The organism is Geodermatophilus sp. SYSU D01119 (assembly GCF_054049975.1).
This window is the reverse complement of record NZ_JBJGYL010000013.1, coordinates 1-20,912: the sequence shown is the minus strand read 5'-3', so window position 1 is coordinate 20,912 and position 20,912 is coordinate 1. Positions and strand designations below refer to the sequence as shown.

Below are 20,912 nucleotides of genomic sequence, written 5' to 3'. Positions count from 1 at the left end.
TGGCCGGTACCGACGGTACACGGTACCGTCGGTTACATGAAAGCCGAGACGGTGAGCCGGCGCGACCGCCGGGACTCGCGGTGGGACGAGCACCGCCGCGCCCGCCGCGAGCAGCTCGTCGACGCCACCGTCGCCGCGGTAGCCAGGCACGGCGCGGGCGTCGGCATGGACGAGATCGCCGCCGAGGCCGGCACGAGCAAGACCGTCGTCTACCGGCACTTCGCCGACCGCAGCGAGCTCTACGTCGCCGTCTGCAACCGGGTCGCCACCCAGCTGACCGAGAGGCTGCGCGCGGCGATGACCAGCACCGACCACCCGCGCGGGATGGTCGCCGCCGCCGTCGAGACCTACCTGGCGTTCCTGGAGGCCGACCCGGAGCTCTACCGCTTCGTCGTCGCCCACCCGTTGCTCGACCGGCCGGTCGCCGCCGACCCGGTCAGCACGCTGTCCGACCTCGTGGGCGACCAGGCCGCCGCGCTGGTCGCCGTCGCCCTCGAGCAGGCCGGCCGCGACCCGGCCGCCGCCGCCCCCTGGGGGCACGGCCTCGTGGGCCTCGTGCGCGCCGCCGCCGACTGGTGGCTGCGCGCCGAGCGCCCCATGCCCCGCGCCGCCCTCGCCGCCCACCTGACCGACCTCGCCTGGGCCGGGCTCTCCGGCCTCGCCCCCGCCGGACCGACCAACGAGGAGACGAAGTGACCTCCACCCTCCCCCGCACCGTGGACCCGGCGCGCCTGCAGGAGGTGCTCGACGGGCGGTGGGCGCACGTGCGCCGCGACGCCCGCGAGCAGCTCGGCGACCCGAAGTACGCGCCGGTCTACGGCGAGTCGGTGCAGGAGGCCCGCGAGCGGATCACCCGGCTGGCCGGCGAGCTGGCCGCCACCGGCCGCGTCGGGCTGGGCTTCCCCAAGCAGTACGGCGGCGAGGCCGACGCCGGGGGCTCGGTGACCTCCATCGAGATGCTGGCCTACGGCGACCTGTCGCTCATGGTCAAGGCCGGCGTCCAGTGGGGCCTGTTCGGCGGCGCCGTGCAGCTGCTCGGCACCGAGCGCCACCACGACGCCTACCTGCCCGACATCATGAGCTTCGCCCTGCCCGGCTGCTTCGCCATGACCGAGACCGGCCACGGCTCCGACGTCCAGCAGCTGCGCACCACCTGCACCTACGACCCCGACACGCAGACCTTCGACCTGCACACCCCGCACGAGGCCGCGCGCAAGGACTACATCGGCAACGCGGCGAAGGACGGGCGGATGGCCGTCGTCTTCGCCCAGCTGGTCACCCGCGGGCAGAAGCAGGGCGTGCACGCCTGGCTGGTGCCGATCCGCGACGAGGACGGCCACCCGATGCCCGGCGTCACCATCGGCGACGACGGCCCCAAGGCCGGGCTGCTCGGCGTCGACAACGGCCGGCTGTCCTTCGACCACGTCCGCGTGCCGCGCGAGATGCTCCTGGACCGCTACGGGCAGGTGGCCGAGGACGGCACCTACACGAGCTCGATCCAGAACGAGACGCGCCGCTTCTTCACCATGCTCGGCACGCTGGTGCGCGGGCGGGTGAGCGTCGGCGGCTCGGCCGGCTCGGCCACCCGGATGGCCCTCGACATCGCCGTCCGCTACGGCGAGGTGCGCCGCCAGTTCGCCGCCCCGGGCCGCGACCGGGAGATCGTGCTCAACGACTACCTGGTCCACCAGCGCAAGCTGCTCCCGGCGCTGGCCACCTCCTACGCCCTGGCCTTCGCCCAGGAGGAGCTGGTCGGCACCATGCACGACCTCCAGACGGCGGTGCACGAGCACGGCGAGGAGGTCGACGAGGCCGCCCAGCGCGAGCTCGAGTCGCGCGCCGCCGGGCTCAAGGCCGCCAACACCTGGCACGCCACCCGCACCATCCAGACGTGCCGCGAGGCCCTCGGCGGCGCCGGTTACCTGGCGGAGAACCGGCTGCCGCAGCTCAAGGCCGACACCGACGTCTTCACCACCTTCGAGGGCGACAACACGGTCCTGCTGCAGCTGGTCGCCAAGGGCCTGCTCACCGGCTACCGCGACGCGTTCGGCTCGCTCGACGGCTGGGGCCGGGTGGCGTTCGTCGCCGACATGGTCCGCGAGACGGTGCTGGAGCGGACGGCGGCCCGCGGGCTCATCGCCCGGCTCGTCGACGCCGTCCCCGGCCGCGACGAGGACGTGCCGCTGCGCGACCGCGGCTGGCAGCTGCGGATGTTCGAGTTCCGCGAGAGGCACACCCTCGAGGGCGCCATCCGCCGGCTCCGCCGGAACGCCGCCACCGACGGCATGGAGCCCTTCCAGGTGTTCAACAGCGTCCAGGACCACGTGCTGCGGACGGCGTCCACGCACATCGACCGGGTCGTCCTCGAGGCGTTCGTCGCGGGCATCGAGCGCACCACCGACCCCGGTGCGCGCGCCCTGCTGGAGGTCCTGTGCGACCTCTACGCGCTGTCGACCATCGAGGCCGACAAGGGCTGGTTCCTCGAGCACGGGCAGCTCACCCCGGCCCGCTCCAAGGCGCTGACCGGCACGGTGAACGCCCTGCTCGGCGAGCTGCGGCCGCACGTGGTCACGCTCGTCGACGGCTTCGGGATCCCGCACGCGTGGAAGAACGCGGCGGTCCTGGAGGAGGAGGCCGGCCGGCAGGAGGCCATGGCCGCGGAGGACGCCCGGCTGACCGCCGAGGCGGGCTCGGCCGCCCCGGACGACACGGCCGTCGCGGTGGACGTCCCGCCCGGGCAGTGACCCGCGCGGCCGGACCGGGCGGCCGTCGCCCGGTCCGGCCGCGGCGGGAGAATCCTCGGCCGTGAGCACACTGGCGGCGACCGTCGAGACCTTGCGCGTGCCGGCCGCCGTCGACCTCGCCGCGATCGTCGTCGGGGCGCTCACCGGCGGGCTGCTCGCCGCCCGGGAGGGCTTCGCCATCTCCGGCGTGCTGCTGCTGGCCGTCACCGGCGGCCTCGGCGGCGGGCTCATCCGCGACGTGCTGCTGGCGCAGGGGGCACCGGTGGCGCTGACCAACCGCGCCTACCTGCCCGCGGTCGCGATCACCGCGATGGTCACCTTCTACTTCTCCGGCTGGCTGTCGCGGCTGACCGCGCTGCTCGTGGTGCTCGACGCGCTCAGCCTCGGCCTGTTCACCGTCATCGGCGCGCAGAAGGCGCAGCTGGCCGGCCTGCCCAGCGCCTCGGTCGTCTTCATCGGCACGCTCACCGCCGTGGGCGGGGCGGTGATCCGCGACATGCTGCTCGCCCAGCGGGCCGACATCGTGCAGCCGGGCCCGTACAACGCCGTCGCGGCGCTGCTCGGGGCGACCCTGCTCACGCTGCTGGCCGGGCCGGCCGGCCTCGACCCGATCCCCGTGGCGCTGCTGGTCATCGCCTTCGTCGCGGCGCTGCGGGTGCTGTCGGTGTGGCGCGGCTGGGCGGCGCCGGTCGCCGTCGACCTCCCGGGTCGCGCCCGCAGCCGGCTGGCCGCGCGGGACCGGTCCCGGCAGCCCGGGAGCCGCCGCCGGGTCCTCCGCCGTCGGATGCGCTGAGCCGGGGCCGCCCGCAGGATGACCGGCATGCCCGACCGCGAGCACGACGTCGTCCTCTTCGGTGCCACCGGCTACGTGGGCCGGCTGGTCGCCGCCTACCTCGCCGAGGCCGCCCCGCCCGACCTGCGGGTGGCGCTGGCGGGCCGGTCGCGGGAGCGGCTGGCGGCGACCGCGGCGGACCTGCCGGGCGCGGCGCAGCACTGGCCGCTGCTGGAGGCCGACACCGGCGACGCGGCGTCGCTGGAGCGCCTGGCGGGGGCCACGCGGGTGCTGGTCACCACCATCGGCCCCTACCAGCGCTACGGCCTGCCCGTGGTCGAGGCGTGCGCCCGCGCCGGCACCCACTACGCCGACCTCACCGGCGAGGTGCTGTTCGTCCGCGAGGCGATCGACCGCTGCGACGCCGTCGCGAGGGAGACCGGCGCCCGGCTCGTGCACGCGGCCGGCTACGACTCCATCCCGTCGGACCTGTCGGTGTTCCTGCTGGCCGAGCGGGCCCGGGCCGACGGCGCCGGCGGGCTCACCGACGTCCGGCTGGTCGCGAGCCTCAGGGGTGGCTTCAGCGGCGGCACCGTCGACTCGATGCGCGCGCAGGTCGAGCAGATGGCCACCGACCGCTCGCTGCGCCGGGTGATCGGCGACCCGTACGCGCTCTCCCCCGACCGGGCCGCCGAGCCCGGCACCCGCCAGCCCCCGGACGCCGCCCCGCCGGCGCTCGCCGCCGACGGCCGCTGGACCGCGCCGTTCGTCATGGCGCCGTTCAACACCCGGATCGTGCGGCGCAGCAACGCGCTGCAGGACTGGGCGTACGGCCGGGGCCTGCGGTACGGCGAGTCGATGAGCGCCGGCCGCGGCCTCACCGGCGCCCTCACCGCCGCGGGCATCACCACCGGCCTGGCGGCGGCGCTGGGCGCGATGGCGTTCGGGCCGACGCGGGCCCTGGTCGACCGGGTGCTGCCCGCGCCCGGCACCGGCCCGTCGGAGGCGGCCCGGGAGAAGGGCTTCTTCCGGATGGTCGTCGACGCCGACACCGAGGGCGGGCGGCACTACCGCGCGACGGCGGCCGGCCCCGGCGACCCGGGCTACAAGGCGACGTCGGTGATGCTCGGCCAGGTTGCGCTGGGCCTGGCCCTCGACGGCGACCGGCTGCCCGACCGCGCGGGCTCGCTCACCCCATCGACGGCGCTGGGGCACGTGCTGGTCGAGCGGCTGCGCGCCGCCGGCCACACCTACGACGTGGTCGAGGCCTGACCGACCCGCACGGCCAGGAGGGCGACGTCGTCCTCGGCGCCGGGGAGGAACATCCGCCGCAGGACGACGTCGCACAGGTCGTCCAGCGGCGCCCCGGCGCAGCCGCGCAGCGCGTCCACCAGGTCGTCGGTGCCGGCCTCGAGGTCGCGGTCGCGGCGCTCGACCAGCCCGTCGGTGTGCAGCAGCACGGTGCTGCCGGCCGGCAACACGGCGACGTGGTCGGTGCGACGCCGCCCCGGGTCGACGCCGAGCAGCAGGTCGGCGGGCCCGGCGGCGAGCACGCGCACGTCCCCGCCGGGGTCGAGGACGACCGGCGGCGGGTGCCCGGCGCTCGACCAGCGCAGCACCGCGCCGTCGGGGCCGGGCCGCGAGAGCCGGGCCAGCAGCGCGGTCGCCATGGCACCGACGGCCAGACCGGAGGCGGCGCGGTCCAGCCGGGTGAGCAGCTCGGCGGGCGGCGCCGCGTCGGCGTAGGCGATGCCGCGCAGCAGCCCGCGCAGCTGCCCCATCGCGGCGGCGGCGTGACGGTCGTGCCCGACGACGTCGCCGATGGCGAGCACCGTCTCCCCCTCGCCGCCGGGGAAGGCGTCGTACCAGTCGCCGCCGATGTCGGCGCCCTCGGACGCGGGGACGTACCGGACGACGACCTCGCAGCCCTCCAGCCGGGGCGGCTCGGTGAGCAGGCTGTGCTGCAGCGCCTCGGCGAGGTCGCGCTGCTGGGTGAACAGCCGCGCCGCCTGCAGGGACAGGCCCACGCGGCGGCCGATCTCCACGGCGGCCTCCACCTCGGCAGGCGTGTGCGGGCCGCGCCCGGCGTCGTTGGCCAGGCCGAGCGCGCCCACGACCTCCCCGCGCGCGAGCAGCGGCACGACGGCGGCCGACCGGGGCTCCAGCCGGGTCAGGGCCTCGCGCGCCGCCGGGTCGGCCAGGACCGCGGTGATGCGGTCGGCGTCGATCTCGGGCACCACCAGCGGCCGGCCGGTGCGCAGCACCACCTGCGCGGCGTGCTCGCTGGTCATGGCGTGGGCCATGGCCCGGACGTAGGCGGCGACGTCGGCGCGCCGCTCGGGGCTGCGGTGGGCGACGGCGGCGTCGTGCAGCCGCCGGTGCTCGTCGGTGACGACGATCCAGCACCAGTCGCCGAGCGCCGGCACCACCAGGCCGGCCAGCCGGTCGAGCTGCTCGGCGGTGTCCAGGGTGCCCGACAGGACCCGCCCGGCGTCGGCGAGCAGCTGCAGCCGGCGGTTGGCCTCGGCCATGGCCGCCACCGCGGCCGCGCGCTCGGCGTCGGCGCGCAGCCGGGAGACGCTCAGCGCGATCTGGGCGGTCAGCGCGTCGAGCAGCTCGGCGTCGTCGTCGTCGAAGGCGTGCGCGGTGTCCCAGATGACGACGAAGCTGCCGAGCAGGCGCCCCTCGACCCGCAGCGGCAGCGAGGCCAGCGCCTGCAGGCCGAGCGCCGCGCCCACCTGGGCCATGGCGGGGAAGCGGGCGACGGCGTCGTCGAGGTCGGGGAAGAGGAACCGCTCGCCGTGCCGGGCGGTGTACTGGGTGGGCAGGGTGTCGTCGAGGTCGACGACGAGGTCCTCCGGCGGCGCGACGTCGGCCTCGGCCGCGGCCGCGGCCACGGTGTCGGCGAGCCCGCGCGCCAGGTACAGCCGCAGCGCGCCGTCACCGTCGAAGGCGGCCAGCGCACTGGAGGAGGCGCCGAGGACGCGCGCGCCGCGCAGGGTGATCTCGGCCAGCTCCGACAGCGCGGTCGCGCTGGCCAGCTGGGCGGCGACCTCGGCCACGGCCGCGGCCCGCTGCGTCGCGGCCAGCCGGCGCGCGGCCTCCTCGCGGGCGTCGGTGACGTCGACGACGGTGCCGAGCACGCGGACGGCGCTGCCCTGGGCGTCGCGGACGACGCGGCCGCGGGACACCGTCCACCGGGTGCTGCCGTCGGCGTGCAGGACCCTGGCCTCCGACACGTACTCCCCGGTGCCGGCCAGGGCGTCGGCCATCGCCCGGCGCACGACGTCCCGGTCGTCCGGGTGCAGGATCGTGGAGATCATCGCGTCGACGTCGGTGATCTCCAGCGGGCCCTCGAGGCCGTGCACGGCCGCGCCGCGCTCGTCCCAGTGCAGGACGCCGGTGCGCAGGTCGTGCTCCCAGATGCCCACCGAACTGGCCTCGAGCGCGACCTCCAGCCGGGTCCGTGAGGCACCGATGGCCGAGTGGGCGGCGGAGAGCTCGAGCTCGGCGACCACCGAGGCGGCGAGGTGCTCGAGCAGCTCCCCGTCGTCGGCGTGCCACGGACGCGGCGCGGGGTCGTAGACGGCGAGGACGCCCACGACCAGCCCGGAGGCGGCGACCAGCGGGGTGCCGAGGTAGGCGACCACCTGCCCGGAGGTCACGGCCGGCAGGTCCGCCAGCGCCGGGTCGAGGCGGGCGTCGGGCACCACCAGCGGCCGGCCGTCGGCGACGACCCGCGCCGACAGGGCGCCGGTCAGCAGCGCGCGCCCGCCGACGACACCCGGGGGCAGGCCGTGCCCGCCGACGACGGTGTCCTGGTCGGTGAACAGCGTGACCTTGGCGTGGCCGGCCGCGAGCAGCCGCGCGGCCAGCGCCGACAGGCGGTCGTAGGCGGCCGGCCCGGGCACCTCGAGGAAGAGGCGGCGCGCGGCAGCGACGCGGTGGGCGTCGCGCAGGGCCCCGGCAGCGGTCGACGACGGAGGAACGGTCACGGTTCCTCCTCGAGCGCACCCGGCCCCGGCGGCCGCGCCCGACCATGGTGCCACGGGGCACCTCTTGAACAGACGGAACCGTCCGGTGACGGAAGTGTCACCCTGCCGGGTGAGCCGCCCGGCCGCCGGACTGCACCGCTCCCCGCCGGACGCCGATCCCCTCGTGCATGACGGCGATGCTCACCCGCCGGCCGCCGGACTGCCGTCCGCTGCTGGCCGACCCGGACGACCTGACGCTCGTCTTCCAGCCCATCGTCGACCTCGTCCGCGCCCGCGTCGCGGGGTACGAGGCGCTGGCCCGCTTCCCCGGCACCGCGGGGCCCGACGTCTGGTTCGCCGCCGCGGAGGACTCCGGCGTGGCCGCCGAGCTGCACGCGCTGGCCCTGCTGAAGGCGCTCGGCGCCGTGCCCGCGCTGCCGGCCGACACCTTCCTCACCGTCAACGTCGGCCCGCACGTGCTCGGTTCGGCGCCGGTCCAGGCGGCGCTGGCGACCCGGCCGGACCTGCGCGGCGTCGTCGTCGAGCTGACCGAGCACGTGCCGGTGCCCGACCTCGGGGCGCTGCGGGTGCAGGTGGCCGCGTTGCGCGCCCGCGGCGCGGTGGTCGCCCTCGACGACACCGGCTCGGGCTGGTCGGGGCTGCGCCAGCTCGCGGCGCTGCGCCCGCAGCTGGTCAAGCTCGACCGCTCCCTGGTCAGCGGCGCCGACGCCGACCCGGTGCGCCTGGCGCTGGCCGAGACCGTGGGCGCCTTCACCGCCCGCATCGACGCCCTGCTCGTCGCCGAGGGCATCGAGACCCGCGGCGAGCTCGCCGCGTTCGCCCGGCTCGGCGTCCCGCTCGCCCAGGGCTGGCTGCTCGGCCGCCCGGCGCCGGGGTTCGCCCCGCTGGACCCCGACGTCGCCGCGCTGGTGCGCAGCAGCACCGCCCGCGCCCGCTCCGCGCACACCGTGGCCGGCCTGGTGCGCCCGGTCCGCCAGGTGGACGCGACCGACCCGCTGCCGGGCGTGCCGCCCGTGGTGCTCGTGGCGCCCGAGGGCCAGCCGCTGGCCCTGCGGCTGGCCGACCCGCGCACCGCCTCGGTGCACACCGCGCCCGTGTCGCTGTGCGCGGCCCCGGGCGACGCCGTCGTCGCCACGCTGCAGCGCGCGCTCACCCGGCCGGCGGCGCACCGCTTCGACCCGGTGGTGTGCACCGGGCCCGACGGCGCGGTCCTCGGCCTGCTACGGGTGGAGGACCTGGCCTCGGCCGCCGCCGTCCGCCAGGTGGGGGCTACTCGCTGGCCGCGGTGAGCGCGGCACGCTCGTCGTCGGCGAGCACGAGGTCCTGCATGGGCAGCAGGTCGGCGAGCTGGTCGACGTCGCGGCCGCTGGCGATCGGCGCGGTGACGGTCGGTTGGTCGGCGAGCCAGCGCAGCGCCACCGCGGCCTGGCTGACGCCGCGCGCGGAGGCCACCTCGGCCAGGGCCGCGAGCACCCGGTCCCCCCGCTCCCCCACGTAGGCCTGCGCGCCCTGCGCGCGCGGCGAGTCGACCCGCTCGCCGGCGCGGTACTTGCCGGTCAGGAAGCCCTTGGCCAGCGCGAAGTAGGGCAGGCAGCCGAGGCCGTGGGCCGCGACGACGTCGCGCAGCCCGTCCTCGTAGGCCGGCCGCTCGACCAGGTTGTAGTGCGGCTGCAGCGCCACGTAGCGGGTGAGCCCGAGCCGCTCGGAGGTCTCCAGCGCCTCGGTCAGCCGCGCCGGCGAGTAGTTCGACGCCGCGACGTGGCGCACCTTGCCCTCGTGCACCAGCTCGTCGAAGGCGGTGAGCGTCTCCTCGAGCGGCGTCGTCCCGTCGTCGTAGTGGGCGTAGTAGAGGTCGATGCGGTCGGTCCGCAGGTTGCGCAGGCTCCGCTCGGCGGCCGCCTTGACCTCGCGGGCCGACAGCGGGTGCTCCTTCTGCCCCGGCGAGGCCTTGGTGGCCACCACCACGCGGTCGCGCAGCCCGCGCTCGGCCATCCAGCCGCCGAGGATCTGCTCGGAGCGGCCGTCGCCGTACATCTCCGCGGTGTCGACGAACGGGCTCTGCGTGCTGGGGACGGCGTCGACGAAGCGGTCGAGCACCGCGTGCGACGTCGCCTCGTCGGCCGTCCAGCCGAAGACGTTGCCGCCCAGGCAGAGGTCGCTGACGGTCAGGTCGGTCCCGGGGAGCTGCGGCACGGCCCCACGCTATGTCGCGGCCGCGCCCCGGCCCCCGGGACGGGTGGGACCCGCGGGTCCGTAGGGTCGTGACCAGGCCCGTGGACTGGCCAGATGCCCGGTCGGCGTGTCACGGTGCCCCGGGCCGGACCCCGCAGGGGGAACGGTCCGTCCCGGGCGCCCGCCCGGGACCCCATCCTGCGGCCGCCGAGACCGCGCGGCCGCGACGTCCGAGAGGAACATCTGTGAACAAGGCCGAACTCGTCACCGCCATCTCCAAGCGCGCCGACGTCCCCAGCGCGACCGTCGACGCCGTCCTGTCCGGCCTCCAGGAGGAGCTCGTCGAGGCGATCACCCGCGGCGAGAAGGTCGCCGTCTCCGGGCTGCTGACCGTCGAGCGGACCCAGCGCTCCGCGCGCACCGGCCGCAACCCGCAGACCGGCGAGTCCATCGAGATCCCCGCCGCCAACACGGTGAAGGTCACCGCCGGCTCGAACCTGAAGAAGGCCGCCTCCAACGTCCCGGTCTGATCCGCCGGGCCCCGGCGCCGCGCCGGTCTGACCGGCCGCCCGCCCGGGGTGGCGCCTGCCCCCCTGTGACCCCGCCCACGCCGGGTGGGTCAGGATGCGCAGGCAGGCGCCGCCCGACGGGGACGGCAGCGGGACGGAGGCACGCGTGAGCAGCGGACTGACCCTGGACACCGACCCCGCGGAGGTCGGCCTCGACGGCGCCCGGCTCGAGCGCCTCGACCGGCGGCTGGCCCGCTGGGTCGACGGCGGCCAGCTGCCCGGCTTCCTCGTGACGGTGTCCCGGCACGGCCGGCTGGCGCACGTGGGCCGGTACGGCTCGCGCGACGTCGAGAACGGCCGGCCCGTCGAGGAGGGCACCCGCTGGCGGATCTTCTCGATGACCAAGCCGGTCACCTCGGTCGCGGCGATGATGCTGTACGAGGAGGGCGCCTTCGAGCTCACCGAGCCGATCGCCCGCTGGCTGCCGGAGTTCGCCGAGACCCGCGTGTACGTGGCCGGGTCGGCGCAGAAGCCGGTCACCCAGCCGCAGGTGGAGCCGATCCGGATCTGGCACCTGCTCACCCACATGTCCGGGCTGACCTACGGCTTCCACCACGCCCACCCCGTCGACGCGATGTACCGGGCGATGGGCCACGAGTGGGGCACCCCGCCCGGCGTCGACTCCGCCGAGGCCTGCCGGCAGTGGGCGTCGGTGCCGCTGGTCTTCCAGCCGGGCTCGGAGTGGAACTACGGCGTGTCCACCGACGTCCTCGGCCGGCTGGTGGAGGTCGTCTCCGGCCAGACGCTCGACGTCTTCTTCCAGGAGCGGGTCTTCGGGCCGCTGGGGATGACCGACACGTCCTTCGGCCTGCGCGAGGGCGACGACGTCGACTCCCTGGCCCGCCTCTACGCCGCCGTCCCCGGGCAGCCGGCCGGCGCCCCGACGTCGTTCGCGCCGATCGACGCGATGGGCGAGGCGGCGCACCGGAAGCCGACGTTCCTGTCCGGCGGCGGCGGGCTGGTCTCCACGGCGGCGGACTACCTGCGCTTCTGCGAGATGCTGCGCCGCGGCGGCTCCTACGACGGCGGCCGGCTGCTCGGCCCGCGCACGCTCGCCCACATGGTGCGCAACCACCTGCCCGGCAACGCCGACCTGGAGACCTTCGGCCGCCCGCTGTTCGCCGAGACGCCGCTGCGCGGGGTGGGCTTCGGCCTGGGCTTCTCGATGGTGCTGGACCCGGCGCGCTACGGCGGTGTGGCGAGCGCCGGCGACTACAGCTGGGGCGGGGCGGCGTCGACGGCTTTCTACGTCGACCCGGTCGAGGACGTCGTCGTCACCTTCTACACGCAGCTGCTGCCGTCGAGCACGCTGCCGATCCGCGCCTACCTGCGGGCGCTGGTCAACCAGGCGATCGTCGCCTGACGGCCACGTCCGCGGACGTGCCCCGGGCACGTCCGCGGACGTGCCCGGATCAGAGGTAGCGGCGGTAGACGACGGTGGCCACCATCGCCGGCTTGCTGCCGCCCTCGATCTCCACGGTGACGTCCATGTTCATGGCGATGCCGCCCTCGAAGGGCGTCGCCGACGCGAGCGTGGCGCCCGCGCGCACCCGGCTGCCCACCGGCACCGGCGAGGGGAAGCGCACCTTCTCGGTGCCGTAGTTGACGCCCATGCGGAAGCCGCTGATCTCGACGATCTGCGGCAGCAGCGACGGGATGAGCGACAGCGTCAGGTAGCCGTGCGCGATCGGCCCGCCGAACGGGCTCTCCTTCGTCGCACGCTCCACGTCGACGTGGATCCACTGGTGGTCGCCGGTCGCGTCGGCGAACTGCTGCACCTGCTCCTGGGTGACCTCGACCCAGTCGCTGTAGCCGAGGTGCTGCCCGACGAGCGACTGCACGCCCTCGACGCCGTCCACGGTGGTCTGCGCCATCGCCTGTCCTCCTGTGTCCGCTGGGGGTCTGGTTGGCTGACTCCACCACACCGCTCACGGGGACGGAGGCCACGGGTGCTGCGACTGGGCCGGCTGGACGTGCCCGACGGCGGTCTGGTGGTGATGGCCATCGTGAACCGCACGCCCGACTCCTTCTACGACCGCGGCGCCACCTACGAGCTGGCCGCCGCCGTGGAGCGGGTGGACCGGGTGGTGGCCGAGGGCGCGGACATGGTCGACGTCGGCGGGGTGAAGGCGGCCCCCGGCGAGGAGGTCGACGCCGCCGAGGAGATCCGCCGCACCGCCGACCTGGTGGCCGCGATCCGCGCCGCCCACCCGACGCTGCCCATCTCCATCGACACGTGGCGCGCCGAGGTGGCCCGCGAGGTGCTCGCCGCGGGCGCCGACATCGTGAACGACGCCTGGGGCGGGGTGGAGCCGGAGCTGGCCGAGGTGGCGGCGGAGGCCGGCGCCGGCATCGTGTGCACCCACGCCGGCGGCCTGCCGCCGCGCACCCGCCCGCACCGCGTGCGCTACGACGACGTGGTGGCCGACGTCGTCGCGCGGACGACGGCGCTCGCCGAGGCCGCGGTGGCCGCGGGCGTGGACCGCGAGCGGGTCCTGGTCGACCCGGGGCACGACTTCGGCAAGAACACCCGGCACTCGCTGGAGGCCACCCGGCGGCTGGACGAGCTGGCGGCCACCGGCTGGCCGGTGCTGGTGGCCCTGTCGAACAAGGACTTCGTCGGGGAGACCCTCGACGTCCCGCTGGAGGAGCGGCTCACCGGCACCCTGGCGGCGACGGCGGTGAGCGCGTGGCTGGGCGCACGGGTGTTCCGCGCCCACGACGTCGCGGCGACCCGGCAGACGCTGGACATGGTGGCGTCGATCCGCGGCGACCGCCCGCCCGCGCGCACCACCCGCGGCCTGGCCTGACCGGTCCCCGCACGATCAGCCGGGCTCACCGGAACGCGTCCTGGCTCACCGTCGGCGCTGAGCCAGGACGCCGCACGACCAGGCCGCCTGATCGTGCGGCGCTAGCGTCGCCGCCATGGCCGCCACCGGGTTCCACACCGCCGACGAGCTCAACGCGCTGCTGCCGGGAACGCTGCCGGGCCTGCTCGGGCTGACCGTCACCGCGCACGAGCCCGGCCGGCTGGAGGCGGCGCTCGACGTCCGGCCCGACCTGCTCGCGCCCAACGGCTACCTGCACGCGGCCACCGTCGTCGCGCTCGCCGACACCGCCTGCGGCCTGGCCACCCGGGCGCTGCTGCCGGAGGGCTCCGCCGGGTTCACCACCATCGAGCTCAAGAGCAACTTCCTCGGCACGGTCCGCGAGGGGCGGGTGCGCACGGTGGCCACCAACGCGCACGCCGGCCGCACGACGCAGGTGTGGGACGCCGTCGTCAGCTCCGGCGCAGGGAAGACGCTGGCGCTGTTCCGGTGCACCCAGTCGGTGCTCTGGCCGCGACAACCGGCGAGGTGACCGGCCGGTAACCCGCGTGTCGCGCGACACACCCGGGGTGTGAGACTGGCGCCACTGCCGCACCCCCGAGGAGGAGCACCGTGGCTCTGGCCAGTCGTTACCCCGACGTCGAGATCCCCGACCAGTCGGTCCCCGAGTTCGTCCTCGCCGGCGGGGCCTCGCGACCCGACGCGCCCGCGCTCGTCGACGGCCTGACCGGCGACTCGATCAGCCACGGGCAGCTGGCCACCTACGTCGACCGGGTCGCCGCCGCGCTCGCCGCCCGCGGGCTGCGCAAGGGCGACGTCGTCGCCGTCCTGTGCCCCAACACGATGTGGTACCCGGTGGTCTTCCACGGCATCGCCCGCGCCGGCCTGGTGATGAGCCCGATCAACTCGCTCTACACCGCCCACGAGGTGGCCTACCAGCTCAAGGACTCCGGCGCGAAGGTGCTCGTCACCGTCTCGCCGTTCCTCGACCGCGCGCTGGAGGCCACCGAGCAGACGCCGGTCGACGAGGTCATCGTCATGGACGGCGCCGAGGGCCACGCGTCGCTGCTCGACCTGATCACCAGCGACGCCCCCTCGGTCGAGGTCGACATCGACCCCGCGAACGACCTGGTCACGCTGCCCTACTCCAGCGGCACCACCGGACTGCCCAAGGGCGTCATGCTCACCCACCGCAACCTGGTGGCCAACGTGAGCCAGTCCCGCCCGCTGGTGGAGCTGGTCGAGGGCGACGAGCGGATCATCGCCGTCCTGCCGTTCTTCCACATCTACGGGCTGACCGTGCTCATGAACCAGGGCCTGCAGTGGGGCGGCACCGTGGTCACCCTGCCGCGCTTCGACCTCGAGCAGTTCCTGCGCACGATCCAGGACCAGAGGATCACCCGCGCGTTCGTGGCGCCGCCCATCGTGCTCGCGCTGGCCAAGCACCCGATGGTCGACCAGTTCGACCTCTCCTCGCTGCGCAGCATCACCTCCGGCGCGGCCCCGCTGGACGAGGCGCTGGCCCAGGCCGCCCAGGACCGGCTGCGCAAGGGCGCGGCCGACGGCGTCGTCGTCGCCCAGGGCTACGGCATGACCGAGCTGTCGCCGGTCTCGCACACCACGCCCGACGCCAACCGGCTGCCCGAGGGCGTCACCTCCGTGCCCAAGGGCTCGGTCGGCCTCGCGCTGCCGAACACCGAGTGCCGGCTCGTCGACCCCTCGACCGGCCAGGACGCCGCCCCCGGCGAGCGCGGCGAGCTGTGGGTGCGCGGGCCGCAGGTGATGAAGGGCTACCTGAACAACCCGACGGCGACCGCCGACACCCTCGACGCCGAGGGCTGGCTGCACACCGGCGACGTCGCGGTCGTCGACGAGAACGGCTGCTACACGGTCGTCGACCGGGTCAAGGAGCTGATCAAGTACAAGGGCTACCAGGTGGCCCCGGCCGAGCTCGAGGCCGTGCTCATCAACAACCCGGCCATCGCCGACGCCGCGGTCATCGGCGTCAAGGACGAGGAGAGCGGCGAGGAGCTGCCCAAGGCATTCGTCGTCCGGGCGCCCGGCGCGGAGATCTCCGAGCAGGAGGTCATGGACTACGCCGCCGAGCGGCTCGCCCCGCACAAGAAGATCCGCGCGGTCGAGTTCATCGAGCAGGTGCCGAAGTCCGCGGCCGGCAAGATCCTGCGCAAGGACCTCAAGGCCCGGGCCTGAGACCAGCGGGAGGCCGGTTCCCCTCCGGGGGAGCCGGCCTCCCGTCGTCCCGGCAGGTCACCACGGGAGGCCCAGCACCGCGTCGCGGGTGCGTCCGTGCCGCGCGCCGGCGAACCGCAGCACCAGCCGGGCCGACCGGGACGCCGTCCGCAGCACCGTCACGCGCTCGGCGGGGTGGCAGGCGTCCAGCAGCCAGGGCAGCGTGAACGCGTCCTGGCCGGTGGGGAGCAGGCGCCGGGCGGTCCGCACGGCCCGGTCGCGCTCGGCCGCGGGGACGTGCGCGTCGACCAGGGGCAGGACGCCCGCCTCCTCGGCCTCGAGCCGGTCGTCGACCAGGGCGGTGAGCTCGGTCAGCGCGACGGCGAGGTGCGGGGCGCCGGCGCTGGCGTCGCGGGCGAAGACCAGCAGCGCCCGGCGGGCGCGAGCGAGCGAGGCGTCGAGCGCGGCGTCCGAGGCCGTGTCGGCGCCGCCGGGGGCGCCGGGGAGCACCGCCCGGGACACCGCGGCCTCGAGCTCCCGGCGCAGCGCGGCGTGCGCCCGGACCTCGACCAGCACGCCCGCCGTCCAGCGCACCAGCTCGCGCTGCCGGGCCGGGTCGCACGGGTCGTCGAGCGCCACCCCGGTGACCGCGCGGCCGGCCAGCCGCAGGCCCGAGCGCAGGGCTCGGTGCAGGAGCGCGTGGTCGGTCAGCTCGGTGACCGCACCGCGGGAGGTGGCGGCGGTCCGGGTCGGCGGCAGCGTCGTCGTCATGACCGGGACGGTGCCGCCCGGCTCATGCAGGGTGCTTGCGGGCCGCTTGGAGCGGCCCGGCGGCTACCGCGCCGACTGCCCGGCCATGGTCGGCGGGACGCCGACGATGCGCTTGTAGGCGCGGGAGAAGGCCGCCTCCGACTCGTAGCCCAGGCGCCCGGCCAGCTCCCCCACCTGCGCGCCCTCGGCCAGCGCCACCGTGGCCAGGTGCATCCGCCAGCGCGCCAGGTAGCGCATGACCGGCTCCCCGGCGAGCTCGGTGAACCGGGCCGCGAACGACGAGCGCGACATCCGGGCCTCCCGCGCCAGCCGGGTCAGCGTCCACGCCGCCCCGGGCTCGCGGTGCAGCAGCGCCACGGCCTGGCCGACCTGCGGGTCGCGCAGCGCGCGCAGCCACCCGGGGCCGGTGGCCGCGGTGTCCAGCCACGTCCGGACGGCCTGCAGCACGACGACGTCGGCCAGCCGGGTGATCACCGCCTCCGCGCCCGGGCGGTCCTCGGCGGCCTCGTCGGAGATCACCTGCAGCAGCAGCGGCAGCCACCCGCTGCGGCGGGGGTCGCGGCCGTCGACCACCAGGACCGGCGGCAGCAGGTCGAGCAGGTGGGCCGCGCCGGGCCGGGCGGGCTCGACGACGCCGCACACCATCCCGGCCGCGGCTCCGCCGCCGTCGAGCCGCAGGACGGAGTAGTGCTCGCCCACCTGCTGCTGCGGCAGCAGGTCGGCCCGCCCGGCGACCGGCGCCCCGGCCGCGCTGCGCAGCAGGTGCCCGCGGCCGTGCGGGACCAGGGCCAGGTCGCCGACGCCGAGGGTCAGCTGCTCGCCGCCGACCTCGAGCACGACGGTGCCCCGGGTGACGACGTGGAAGGCCATGCACCCGGGGAAGGCGGGCATCTCCACGCCCCAGGGCGCCGTCGCCTCCGACCGGCAGTAGAAGGTGCCGTGGATGCGCAGGTCGGCCAGCAGGTCGCCGACCGGGTCGACCGGCGTCCACGGCCGGCCCGGGTCCGCCCCGGTGGGGACCCCGACCGGCGTGCCTCCCCGGACCCCGACGTCTCCGCTCCCGTCCACGGCGCCAGCCTGCTGCGTCCCGTACCGGGCGTCCAGGGTCGCCGGACGAACGGGCACGGACGCCGGACGCGCGGTCATGGGCCGGCGCGGCGCGGTCGGCCAGCCTCGATCACGACCGGCCGGGGCGGCCGGCGGGACCGGGAGGAGCAGGGACGTGCGCGTGCTGGTGGTGGGTGCGACGGGTGGATCGGGACGGGCCGCGGTCGAGGCGCTGACCGCGCGGGGACACGAGGTGACGGCGTTCGCGCGGCGGGCGGGGGCCGCCTTCCCGGGGGGCGCCGCGGGAGACGCGGCGGTGCGGACGGTGGACGGCGACGCGACGCGGCCGGCCGACGTCGCCCGCGCGGTCCGGGGGCAGGACGCCGTGGTGGTGGCGCTGGGGATCAGCGAGCACCCGCTCGCGGTGCGGCTGCGCGGCAGCCGGGGGACGCCGATGGACGTGCGGTCCCGCGGGACGGCCGCGCTGGTCGCCGCCATGCGCGAGCACGGCGTGCCGCGGCTGGTGGTGCAGTCCTCCTACGGCGTGGGCGAGACGCGGCACCGGCTGCCCCTGTCGTCGAAGCTGGTGTTCGCGCTGCTGCTGCGCCCGCAGATCGCCGACCACGAGCGGCAGGAGCGGATCGTCCGCGACAGCGGCCTGGACTGGACGATCGTCCAGCCGGTGTACCTGACCGACGGGGACGAGCCGGCCGCGACGTCGGCGGCCGGTGACGTCGAGGGCATGCACGTCTCGCGCCGGGCGGTGGGCGGGGTGCTGGCCGACCTCGCGACCGGCCCCGGGGACCCGGGCGGGCGCTGCCTGGCCGTGTCCGGTGCCTCGGCGCCCGCCGCGGGAGACCCCGGCCGGGCGCCCCTCCTAGGGTCGGGGCATGCGAGCGGTGACCACGAGCGGACCCGGCGGACCCGAGGTGCTCGGCTGGGGTGAGGTGCCCGACCCGGTGGCCGGCCCGGGCGAGGTGGTGGTCGACGTGGCCGCGACGGCGGTCAACCGGGCCGACCTCCTCCAGCGGGCCGGCAACTACCCGCCGCCGCGGGGCGCCAGCGAGATCCTGGGCCTGGAGTGCAGCGGCGTCGTCAGCGAGGTCGGCGAGGGCGTCACCGGCTGGTCGGTGGGCGACGAGGTGTGCGCGCTGCTGGCCGGTGGCGGCTACGCCGAGCGGGTCGCCGTCCCGGCCGTGCAGCTGCTCCCCCGCCCGGCCGGCGTCGAGCTGGCCACCGCGGCCGCGCTGCCGGAGGTCACCTGCACCGTGTGGTCCAACGTCTTCCAGCTCGCGGGCCTGCGGCGCGGGGAGACGTTCCTCGTCCACGGCGGGTCCAGCGGCATCGGCACGATGGCCATCCAGCTCGCCGCCCGCGCCGGGGCGCGGGTGCTCACCACCGCCGGCACGGAGGCCAAGCGGGCCGCCTGCCGGGAGCTCGGCGCCGAGGTGACGATCGACTACCGCGAGGAGGACTTCGTCGAGCGGGTCCGCGAGGTCACCGGCGGGGCGGGTGCCGACGTCGTCCTGGACAACATGGGCGCCAAGTACCTGGCCCGCAACGTCGACGCCCTCGCCGTCGGCGGGCGGCTGGTGGTCATCGGCATGCAGGGCGGGACGAGGGCGGAGCTCGACCTCGGGAAGCTGCTGGCCAAGCGGGCGTCGGTGGCCGCGACGGCGCTGCGCTCCCGCCCGAGCACCGGCCCCGGCGGCAAGGACGCGATCGTCGCGGCGGTGCGCGCCGAGGTCTGGCCCGACGTCGAGCGGGGCGTGGTGCGGCCGATCGTGGACCGGCGGCTGCCGATGTCCCGCGCGGCCGAGGCGCACCGCGTGGTGGAGGCCAGCGAGCACGTCGGGAAGGTGCTGCTGCTCCCCGACGCCTAGAGCGCGCGCAGCGCCGCCACCGAGTCGATCACGTAGCCGACCTCCTCGGCGGTGTTGTAGTGCGCGAGGCCGAGGCGGACGGCGCCGCCGAGCTCGTTGACGCCGAGCGCGTCGAACAGCTCGCGGGCGTAGAAGTCGCCGTCCCAGGCGCAGATCCCGCGGCGGGACAGCTCGGCGGCCACCTGCCGCGGGCGCATGCCGGGGACGGTGAACGACAGCGTCGGCGTCGTGTGCTCGGGGAAGCCGACCACCTGCACGTGCCGCATGGCCCGCAGCGCCTGGTCCAGCCACTCGAACAGGCTGCCCTCGTAGGCCGCGACGGCGGTCATCGAGGTGTGCAGCCGGTCGCGGCGGCTGCCGGTGGCGTCCTCGCACAGGCCGGCCAGGTGGTCGACGGCGGCGGTCACCCCGGCGTACAGCTCGAAGGGCGGCGTGCCGCTCTCCAGCCGGTCGGGCACCCGGTCGGGGGTGGGCAGCAGCCGGTCGGGGTCGAGCTCGGCCAGCAGCGCCGGGTCGGCCACCACGGCGCCCACGTGCGGGCCGCACCACGTGTACGCGGAGACGGCGACGAAGTCCGCGCCGAGCGCCGTCTTGTCCAGGTAGACGTGCGGCGCGGCCTGCACGGCGTCGACGTAGACCAGCGCGCCCACCGCGTGCGCTCGCGCGGCGATCGCGGCGACGTCGGGCCGGGTGCCGATCGCGTTGCTCGCCGCGGTGACCGCCACCAGCCGGGTGCGCGGGGTGATCAGCTCGTCGTACTGCCAGGCGGGCAGCTCGCCGGTCTCGATGTCCACCTCGGCCCAGCGCACCACCGCGCCGGCGCGCTCGGCCATCGTCACCCAGGGCCGGATGTTCGCGTCGTGGTCGAGGCGGCTGACCACCACCTCGTCGCCGTAGCGCCAGGTGCGCGACAGGGCGCGGGCGAAGGCGTAGGTCAGCGTCGTGGTGTTGGGGCCCAGCACGACGCCGGTGGACAGGCCGCCGACGAGGTCGGCCACGGCCGCCCGGGCGCTGGCCACCAGGCTCTCGGTGCGCGCCGAGGAGGGGAACACCCCGCCGCGGTTGGCCACCGGCACGCGCATCGCCGAGGAGACCGCGTGCACGACGCTCTCCGGCATCAGCGTGCCGGCGGGCGCGTCGGTGTGCACGAAGCCGTCGGAGAGCCCCGGGAACTGGCCGCGGACGCGCGCGACGTCCAGCCTGTGTTCCCCCGGGTGCATGCGGGCGACCCTAGTTGCCCTCCCCACCCGCCCGCGCCGCCGCACCGGCCCGCGTTCGGCGCTCGACCGCGCGGGGCAGGATGGAGGGCATGACGGCACCCGGGAACGGCAGCGAACGTCCGCAGCAGGTGCTGGTCGTCGGCCCCGACGGCCGGCCGGTGGGCGCGATGCCGGTGCCCGCGGCGGGCCAGGAGGACGGCGACGGGCAGCCCGGCCTCGGCGACATGGTGGAGCAGCCGGCCAAGGTCATGCGGATCGGCACGATGATCAAGCAGCTGCTCGAGGAGGTGCGGGCCGCGCCCCTCGACGACGCCAGCCGCGCCCGGCTGCGCGACATCCACGCCTCCTCGATCCGCGAGCTCGAGCAGGGCCTGGCCCCCGAGCTCTCCGAGGAGCTGCGGCGGATCACCTCGCCGTTCAGCGACAGCTCGACGCCGTCCGACGCCGAGCTGCGCATCGCCCAGGCCCAGCTGGTCGGCTGGCTCGAGGGCGTCTTCCAGGGCATCCAGACGGCGCTGTTCGCCCAGCAGATGGCCGCCCGCGCGCAGCTGGAGGAGATCCGGCGGGGGCGGGCGCTGCCCGGTGGCCCGAGCGCGGCGGAACCCCGCCCCGGCGGCGGCCAGTACCTGTAGACGACGGCGGCCCCGGGGGGGGGGGGGGGGGGGGGGGGGGGGGGGGGGGGGGGGGGGGGGGGGGCGGGGGGGGGGGTGGGGGGTGGGGG

General features: G+C 76.3%; 19 protein-coding genes. 13 read left to right on the top strand and 6 right to left on the bottom strand.

Annotated features, from left to right (window positions below; translation table 11 throughout):
- Positions 1-36: 36 nt before the first annotated feature.
- The 4 genes from ACI79X_RS12125 to ACI79X_RS12110 all read left to right on the top strand — a co-directional run bounded on the left by ACI79X_RS12125 (position 37) and on the right by ACI79X_RS12110 (position 4,788).
- Positions 37-696, top strand: a complete 660-nt coding sequence (locus ACI79X_RS12125; protein ID WP_457025652.1) for a TetR family transcriptional regulator — start codon at positions 37-39, stop codon at positions 694-696.
- On the top strand, positions 693-2,744 hold the full coding sequence (locus tag ACI79X_RS12120; protein WP_457025651.1) for an acyl-CoA dehydrogenase family protein: 2,052 nt from the start codon (positions 693-695) through the stop codon (positions 2,742-2,744). The genes ACI79X_RS12125 and ACI79X_RS12120 overlap by 4 nt, the downstream gene beginning before the upstream one ends.
- A gap of 61 nt (positions 2,745-2,805) precedes the next feature.
- Entirely contained in the window at positions 2,806-3,537 is a 732-nt protein-coding gene (locus ACI79X_RS12115; protein WP_457025650.1) for a trimeric intracellular cation channel family protein, read from the top strand.
- Positions 3,538-3,564: 27 nt separating this feature from the next.
- Complete coding sequence (locus ACI79X_RS12110; protein ID WP_457025649.1) at positions 3,565-4,788, top strand: saccharopine dehydrogenase family protein; 1,224 nt, start codon at positions 3,565-3,567, stop codon at positions 4,786-4,788.
- On the opposite strand, the gene ACI79X_RS12105 is transcribed toward ACI79X_RS12110, so the two are convergent.
- Positions 4,767-7,511, bottom strand: coding sequence for a SpoIIE family protein phosphatase (locus tag ACI79X_RS12105; protein WP_457025648.1), 2,745 nt, complete (start codon positions 7,509-7,511; stop codon positions 4,767-4,769). The two genes, ACI79X_RS12110 and ACI79X_RS12105, sit on opposite strands and share 22 nt — an antisense overlap.
- 167 nt (positions 7,512-7,678) lie before the next feature.
- On the opposite strand from ACI79X_RS12105, the gene ACI79X_RS12100 reads away from it, so the two are divergent.
- Positions 7,679-8,800 carry an EAL domain-containing protein gene (locus tag ACI79X_RS12100; RefSeq protein WP_457025647.1) on the top strand — a complete coding sequence of 374 codons (1,122 nt, stop codon included), beginning with the start codon at positions 7,679-7,681 and terminating at the stop codon, positions 8,798-8,800.
- Here ACI79X_RS12100 and ACI79X_RS12095 read toward each other — a convergent pair.
- Complete coding sequence (locus tag ACI79X_RS12095; RefSeq protein ID WP_457025646.1) at positions 8,781-9,704, bottom strand: aldo/keto reductase; 924 nt, start codon at positions 9,702-9,704, stop codon at positions 8,781-8,783. The two genes, ACI79X_RS12100 and ACI79X_RS12095, sit on opposite strands and share 20 nt — an antisense overlap.
- 11 nt (positions 9,705-9,715) lie before the next feature.
- Between ACI79X_RS12095 and ACI79X_RS12090 the strand changes: the two genes are divergently transcribed.
- Both ACI79X_RS12090 and ACI79X_RS12085 read left to right on the top strand, forming a co-directional pair.
- Entirely contained in the window at positions 9,716-10,213 is a 498-nt protein-coding gene (locus ACI79X_RS12090; RefSeq protein WP_457025645.1) for an HU family DNA-binding protein, read from the top strand.
- Positions 10,214-10,358: 145 nt separating this feature from the next.
- Positions 10,359-11,615 carry a serine hydrolase domain-containing protein gene (locus tag ACI79X_RS12085; RefSeq protein WP_457025644.1) on the top strand — a complete coding sequence of 419 codons (1,257 nt, stop codon included), beginning with the start codon at positions 10,359-10,361 and terminating at the stop codon, positions 11,613-11,615.
- Between the two features lie 49 nt (positions 11,616-11,664).
- Here ACI79X_RS12085 and ACI79X_RS12080 read toward each other — a convergent pair whose 3' ends face one another.
- On the bottom strand, positions 11,665-12,126 hold the full coding sequence (locus ACI79X_RS12080; RefSeq protein ID WP_457025643.1) for a MaoC family dehydratase: 462 nt from the start codon (positions 12,124-12,126) through the stop codon (positions 11,665-11,667).
- 75 nt (positions 12,127-12,201) lie between these two features.
- On the opposite strand from ACI79X_RS12080, the gene folP reads away from it, so the two are divergent.
- From folP to ACI79X_RS12065, 3 genes are all read left to right on the top strand, one after another.
- Positions 12,202-13,062 (top strand): dihydropteroate synthase, encoded by an 861-nt coding sequence (folP, locus tag ACI79X_RS12075; RefSeq protein WP_457025642.1) that lies wholly within the window; start codon positions 12,202-12,204, stop codon positions 13,060-13,062.
- A 115-nt stretch (positions 13,063-13,177) separates the two neighbouring features.
- Positions 13,178-13,612, top strand: a complete 435-nt coding sequence (locus ACI79X_RS12070; RefSeq protein WP_457025641.1) for a PaaI family thioesterase — start codon at positions 13,178-13,180, stop codon at positions 13,610-13,612.
- A gap of 80 nt (positions 13,613-13,692) precedes the next feature.
- Positions 13,693-15,291, top strand: coding sequence for an AMP-binding protein (locus ACI79X_RS12065; RefSeq protein WP_457025640.1), 1,599 nt, complete (start codon positions 13,693-13,695; stop codon positions 15,289-15,291).
- Positions 15,292-15,348: 57 nt separating this feature from the next.
- On the opposite strand, the gene ACI79X_RS12060 is transcribed toward ACI79X_RS12065, so the two are convergent.
- Entirely contained in the window at positions 15,349-16,041 is a 693-nt protein-coding gene (locus ACI79X_RS12060; RefSeq protein WP_457025639.1) for a hypothetical protein, read from the bottom strand.
- A 63-nt stretch (positions 16,042-16,104) separates the two neighbouring features.
- On the bottom strand, positions 16,105-17,109 hold the full coding sequence (locus tag ACI79X_RS12055; protein WP_457025638.1) for an AraC family transcriptional regulator: 1,005 nt from the start codon (positions 17,107-17,109) through the stop codon (positions 16,105-16,107).
- Between the two features lie 154 nt (positions 17,110-17,263).
- On the opposite strand from ACI79X_RS12055, the gene ACI79X_RS12050 reads away from it, so the two are divergent.
- A complete protein-coding gene (locus ACI79X_RS12050; protein ID WP_457025637.1) occupies positions 17,264-18,034 on the top strand; it encodes an NAD(P)-dependent oxidoreductase in 771 nt (256 codons plus the stop codon).
- Positions 17,979-18,971 (top strand): NAD(P)H-quinone oxidoreductase, encoded by a 993-nt coding sequence (locus tag ACI79X_RS12045; protein ID WP_457025636.1) that lies wholly within the window; start codon positions 17,979-17,981, stop codon positions 18,969-18,971. The genes ACI79X_RS12050 and ACI79X_RS12045 overlap by 56 nt, the downstream gene beginning before the upstream one ends.
- Here the strand turns inward: ACI79X_RS12045 and ACI79X_RS12040 are convergent.
- Positions 18,968-20,191, bottom strand: a complete 1,224-nt coding sequence (locus ACI79X_RS12040; protein ID WP_457025635.1) for a cysteine desulfurase-like protein — start codon at positions 20,189-20,191, stop codon at positions 18,968-18,970. The genes ACI79X_RS12045 and ACI79X_RS12040 overlap by 4 nt on opposite strands.
- Positions 20,192-20,280: 89 nt before the next feature.
- On the opposite strand from ACI79X_RS12040, the gene ACI79X_RS12035 reads away from it, so the two are divergent.
- Complete coding sequence (locus ACI79X_RS12035) at positions 20,281-20,823, top strand: bacterial proteasome activator family protein (RefSeq protein WP_457025634.1); 543 nt, start codon at positions 20,281-20,283, stop codon at positions 20,821-20,823.
- Positions 20,824-20,912: the final 89 nt, after the last annotated feature.

Excerpts from the sequence above, each read along its gene's own strand:
- ACI79X_RS12090 (WP_457025645.1), top strand. The coding sequence starts at position 9,716 with ATGTCGCGGCCGCGCCCCGGCCCCCGGGACGGGTGGGACCCGCGGGTC.
- ACI79X_RS12080 (WP_457025643.1), bottom strand. The coding sequence starts at position 12,126 with ATGGCGCAGACCACCGTGGACGGCGTCGAGGGCGTGCAGTCGCTCGTC.
- ACI79X_RS12110 (WP_457025649.1), top strand. The coding sequence starts at position 3,565 with ATGCCCGACCGCGAGCACGACGTCGTCCTCTTCGGTGCCACCGGCTAC.
- ACI79X_RS12125 (WP_457025652.1), top strand. The coding sequence starts at position 37 with ATGAAAGCCGAGACGGTGAGCCGGCGCGACCGCCGGGACTCGCGGTGG.
- ACI79X_RS12070 (WP_457025641.1), top strand. The coding sequence starts at position 13,178 with ATGGCCGCCACCGGGTTCCACACCGCCGACGAGCTCAACGCGCTGCTG.
- ACI79X_RS12040 (WP_457025635.1), bottom strand. The coding sequence starts at position 20,191 with ATGCACCCGGGGGAACACAGGCTGGACGTCGCGCGCGTCCGCGGCCAG.
- ACI79X_RS12100 (WP_457025647.1), top strand. The coding sequence starts at position 7,679 with ATGACGGCGATGCTCACCCGCCGGCCGCCGGACTGCCGTCCGCTGCTG.
- ACI79X_RS12060 (WP_457025639.1), bottom strand. The coding sequence starts at position 16,041 with ATGACGACGACGCTGCCGCCGACCCGGACCGCCGCCACCTCCCGCGGT.
- ACI79X_RS12035 (WP_457025634.1), top strand. The coding sequence starts at position 20,281 with ATGACGGCACCCGGGAACGGCAGCGAACGTCCGCAGCAGGTGCTGGTC.
- ACI79X_RS12045 (WP_457025636.1), top strand. The coding sequence starts at position 17,979 with ATGCGAGCGGTGACCACGAGCGGACCCGGCGGACCCGAGGTGCTCGGC.